Origin of the sequence: Ferruginibacter sp. (genome assembly GCF_014377975.1) — a bacterium.
GTDB lineage: Bacteria > Bacteroidota > Bacteroidia > Chitinophagales > Chitinophagaceae > Ferruginibacter.
The window spans coordinates 1-4,096 of record NZ_JACMOO010000356.1 but is presented as its reverse complement, the minus strand read 5'-3'; the positions used below and the strand labels follow the sequence as shown (position 1 = coordinate 4,096).

The window sequence follows — 4,096 nt, the reverse complement described above, 5'->3', positions numbered from 1 at the left end:
TGAAGATGGTAAGTTGTTTGATTACAATCCACAAAACAAAGAAAGCCAGCGCATACAGGAAACCTTATTTCATGAAAAGGAAACCATTATTGAAAACTGTTTGTTCGGTGTTGATATAAACCCCAACTCTGTAAAAATTTGTCGCCTGCGTTTATTGGATTGAATTGTTGAAAAATGCGTACTACACCCTGCAAGCAATTATATTGAATAGGAAACATTGCCCAATATTGATATAAACATTAAATGCGGCAACAGCCTTATCAGCAGCTTTGTGTAAATACGGGGCGGCATTGTTTATTAAGGAAAAGAAAAGTAAATAATGAAAAATGGAGAATTTAGAAATAAACAGCAAAGGAAAAAGGCAAGCCGAATTAAAAGTTCAGCTTGATAAATTTGCTCACCTTTTCACGATTGCAAAAGAGAGTTATTTGTATGCCGAATATTTTCACAACCCCGAAACCAAAGATGAAATAGAATTACTACAGAATGATATTTACTATTATCATTTTAGGTTCATTAATCATATACTTTTTTAAAATTTAGTAATTGAATTAGCAAAAATTTTTAGTCGCAAAAAAAATGATAAATTCAGAATAGGCAAATTTCTTAATGGATTTAAAAAAGATGGGCAATTTGGTGACCTGGATATTGGTATTGAGTTAATACAAGTATGGGAAAGTGAGTTGGAAAGTAACAACAAAGTAATTGAAACGATAATTAAATTTAGAAATGAATTGTATTCTCATACTGATGATAAAGAAATAGATTATGATGTATTTGATATAAATTTTATAAAAATCAAAGAACTGCTTGATTTTGCTGAAAAAATAATCTGTAATATCTTTTCGATACTATTTCAAACACATTTTATTTCTAATTCGCCAAAATTTGAAAGAGAAAGATTTCCTATTTTAAAAATATTGGCGATAGGGGAAGAAAAAAGGAAGAACGATGTTTATAAAGAGGCGACAGAATCTATCCGGCGGCATAAGAACAATTCATTAATAGAATAAAATAACTGATACTTATACTTTTGCATAGAATCCTTAATTTTGAAATCAGACAGTATGGAAATCTCAAGCTACATATCAGTAAAAATAACAGGTAAAACTTCACAAGGCACTCTCAACCCTAAGGATATTGATATTGCCGAAACCAAAGAATTATTGGCCGATGTTGAAACACTCTTGTTTCCTGCTAAAGCAGAAAGGGAAGAAAGGCCAAGAGTTTCGTATGAAGTTCAGAACGGCTCAGTTAAGAATTTGTTTTTTATTCCGGCTGCGAACGTTATCATGTTCACTGCATTAATGAGCGAAGTGGGTAAACAAGGCAGTACAGATTTACTACAACAAAAGGCCGCCTCTATCATAGACAAATGGCAAAAAAAGGCGCTTGCTACCGGCAGGGAATACAGCATTACATCCTCTGTAAACGAAACAGCTTTTTTAACAATAAGCCGGGATACAAAATTTATAGCTCCGCAAACAGACTGGGTAAATACAAACCTATATCTATACGGAGAAATTTTTGAAGAAGGAGGATTGAGCAGCAGTAACCTGCATATTCTTACAGACAGGTATGGTAAGCTAACAGTAGATGCGACAAAAGAACAACTTACTTCCGGCACAAATAAGTTGTATAATATTTACGGCCTATGGGTAAAAGGTAAACAGAATGTAGCAACCGGATTTTTAAAAGATTTGTCTTTGATTGATTTTTTAACCCATCAGTTGGATTATGATGAACTGGCTTTAAATAAACAGATTGAAAAAGCATCAATCAGTTGGGGAAAAGTGAACAACAAAGATGCCTGGCTTACCGATGTGAAAGGAGGTGCAAATGAATGACATCGGTATAAAAAGTATTATGCTTGATACTTCTTTTTGTATCAGGCTGCTGGATAAGAATGACGCTTTACACCAAAATGCACTTGATTACTTTAAGTATTTTCTTTTAGAAAAAATAAGCATACACATATCCACCATTGCTGTGGCAGAATACGCTGTAGGTGATGACCCGGCAAACCTGCCAATCAACAATTTGCAAATTGAAGCCTTTGATTTTTTAGATGCTAAAACTGCCGGGGTTTTTCATAAAGAAATTAAAGGTAACCAATCGAATATCCTCAACTACCAAAGACGAATAATTACAAACGACGTAAAAATATTGGCACAGATTGGTACAAAAAAAATTGAAGCAATCATTTCAAAAGATATAAATAGTTTAAAGCAATATGTGCAGCCTTTAATTATTGCCAACCTGTTACAGGTAAAATTTTTTGATTTGAATACTCCATTATCTGCTGTGTTAGGAAAACTATTTTAGATAATCCTTTCTTTGTATTTCCTCCTTTAACCTACCACATTTTAAAGCCGGGATCTTAAAGTACCTTTACCCCATGTTTATCGCAGAAAAATTATATTGGCCTTGGTACAGGTATTTGGTGGCAGATTGGAAAAAATCAACCTGCAAATATTGCTTTTTCAATCTTTCAAATCAGCAGTAACACCATGCAGTTAAAAAAAGAACTCATACAGCAAATACAGTCCATTATTGCCACAGCAAAGGACAGGGCCATTCGTACGGTAGATACCGAAAGGGTGCTGATGTATTGGCAAATTGGCAAGGTTATTTTAGAAGAAGAGCAGGAAGGAAAAGAACGGGCAGGTTATGGTGAGTTTCTCATAAAATCATTGTCCGAAACACTCCAGCCGCAGTTTGGCAGCGGCTTTTCCATCCGCCAGTTAGAAATGTGCCGCCAGTTTTACCGCAGCTTTCCAATTACGAACGCACTGCGTTCGCAATTCAGTTGGACACATTACCGTACCCTCATACGAATTGACAACCAGGATAAAAAAGAATTTTACATAGCCGAAGCAGCAAAGAACAACTGGACGGCCCGCCAACTGGAAAGGCAGGTAAACAGCCAGTTGTTTGAACGGTTATTATTAAGCAATGAAGTAAAAGATGTACTGGCGGTGGCAAGGGAAGAAAAACTGCCCTCCGATGCCAAAGAAATTATTAAGGATCCAATGGTATTAGAGTTCCTGGGCTTGAAAAGAGAAGCCGCCTATTACGAGAGAGATTTGGAGACCGCCATCATTACCCACTTACAGGATTTTTTACTGGAAATAGGCAACGGCTTTTCTTTTGTAGCAAGGCAAAAACGCATTCATATCGAAGGCGATGAATTTTCTATTGACCTTGTTTTTTACAACAGGTTGTTGCAATGCTTTGTAGTATTTGAAATTAAAACTACCAAGCTCACCCATGAAGATATTGGACAGTTGCAGATGTATGTAAACTACTATGACCGGTTTGAAAAACAGGATTTTGAAAACCCCACCATCGGCATTTTATTATGTGCCGATAAAAACGATGCTGTAGTAAAAATTACTTTGCCGGAAAGCAACAAAACAATCATTGCCAGTAAATACCAGTTATACCTTCCAACTGAACAGCAGTTGATAGATGAAGTGAAGAAGGAAATTGAAAAATTAGACAACGGTACAAATAAGGATTGATGAAGCAGGAATTACTTTCAAATATCAATATAAACCAGATTTAAAATCGATAAAAGTGAAACGTGAAATAAAAATAATTGAGGCCATTCGAATTCAAATAAGTCTTGATAAAACCAATCCTTTAATCTGGCGGGAATTAATTGTGCCCAGAGAGATCAGTTTTTATAAACTTCACCATGCTATTCAAATTGCAATGGGCCGGTAAATGCACAAAAAGCCGTTTATGGAAAGTCTGAAACAAAGCGAAGTATTTCAAATGTGGTGGGTGCGGTATTTAGTCAATACAAGTTTACTTCTTTACCGGAATTTAATGCGGCTTTAAAACAATTCAATGTGGTTGCAGACCGAGGCAAAGAAGAAGGAAGGATTTACAAGAACCGTGGGCTGGTTTACCGCATTTTCGATAGCGACGGAAATAAAGTTGGCGTACCTATTAAAGCAAGCTCAATCGGGTGTAAACCAATCTTAGATAATTTGGAAAAGAAATTTACCGCTAATGAAGTTGCAAAAGAACCATTGAAACAAAGAACTAAAAATGCTATTGATGATTGCATGCAAACTTCACCCCGAAG

Annotated in this window: 6 protein-coding genes and 1 pseudogene; all 7 read left to right on the top strand. The window is 35.6% G+C overall.

The genetic code is table 11. The features are described from left to right. The first annotated feature begins 326 nt into the window (after nucleotides 1-326). Nucleotides 327-536 carry a hypothetical protein gene (locus H7254_RS17365; protein WP_301934171.1) on the top strand — a complete coding sequence of 70 codons (210 nt, stop codon included), beginning with the start codon at nucleotides 327-329 and terminating at the stop codon, nucleotides 534-536. A 9-nt stretch (nucleotides 537-545) separates the two neighbouring features. Beyond that, nucleotides 546-1,013 (top strand): hypothetical protein, encoded by a 468-nt coding sequence (locus tag H7254_RS17360; RefSeq protein ID WP_301934172.1) that lies wholly within the window; start codon nucleotides 546-548, stop codon nucleotides 1,011-1,013. 54 nt (nucleotides 1,014-1,067) lie between these two features. Further along, nucleotides 1,068-1,847 carry a hypothetical protein gene (locus H7254_RS17355; RefSeq protein WP_301934170.1) on the top strand — a complete coding sequence of 260 codons (780 nt, stop codon included), beginning with the start codon at nucleotides 1,068-1,070 and terminating at the stop codon, nucleotides 1,845-1,847. A gap of 19 nt (nucleotides 1,848-1,866) precedes the next feature. Beyond that, entirely contained in the window at nucleotides 1,867-2,325 is a 459-nt protein-coding gene (locus H7254_RS17350) for a hypothetical protein (protein WP_301934169.1), read from the top strand. 185 nt (nucleotides 2,326-2,510) lie between these two features. Next, the gene (locus H7254_RS17345) at nucleotides 2,511-3,524 is read left to right on the top strand and encodes a YhcG family protein (protein ID WP_301934168.1); all 1,014 of its coding nucleotides are present in this window, start codon (nucleotides 2,511-2,513) and stop codon (nucleotides 3,522-3,524) included. Between the two features lie 55 nt (nucleotides 3,525-3,579). Then, nucleotides 3,580-3,729, top strand: coding sequence for a hypothetical protein (locus H7254_RS17340; protein ID WP_301934167.1), 150 nt, complete (start codon nucleotides 3,580-3,582; stop codon nucleotides 3,727-3,729). A gap of 128 nt (nucleotides 3,730-3,857) precedes the next feature. Beyond that, nucleotides 3,858-4,096: pseudogene (locus tag H7254_RS17335) on the top strand (relaxase); the annotation flags it as partial.

Coding starts and splice junctions, on each gene's coding strand:
- H7254_RS17350 (WP_301934169.1), top strand. CDS start 1,867: ATGCTTGATACTTCTTTTTGTATCAGGCTGCTGGATAAGAATGACGCT.
- H7254_RS17365 (WP_301934171.1), top strand. CDS start 327: ATGGAGAATTTAGAAATAAACAGCAAAGGAAAAAGGCAAGCCGAATTA.
- H7254_RS17355 (WP_301934170.1), top strand. CDS start 1,068: ATGGAAATCTCAAGCTACATATCAGTAAAAATAACAGGTAAAACTTCA.
- H7254_RS17345 (WP_301934168.1), top strand. CDS start 2,511: ATGCAGTTAAAAAAAGAACTCATACAGCAAATACAGTCCATTATTGCC.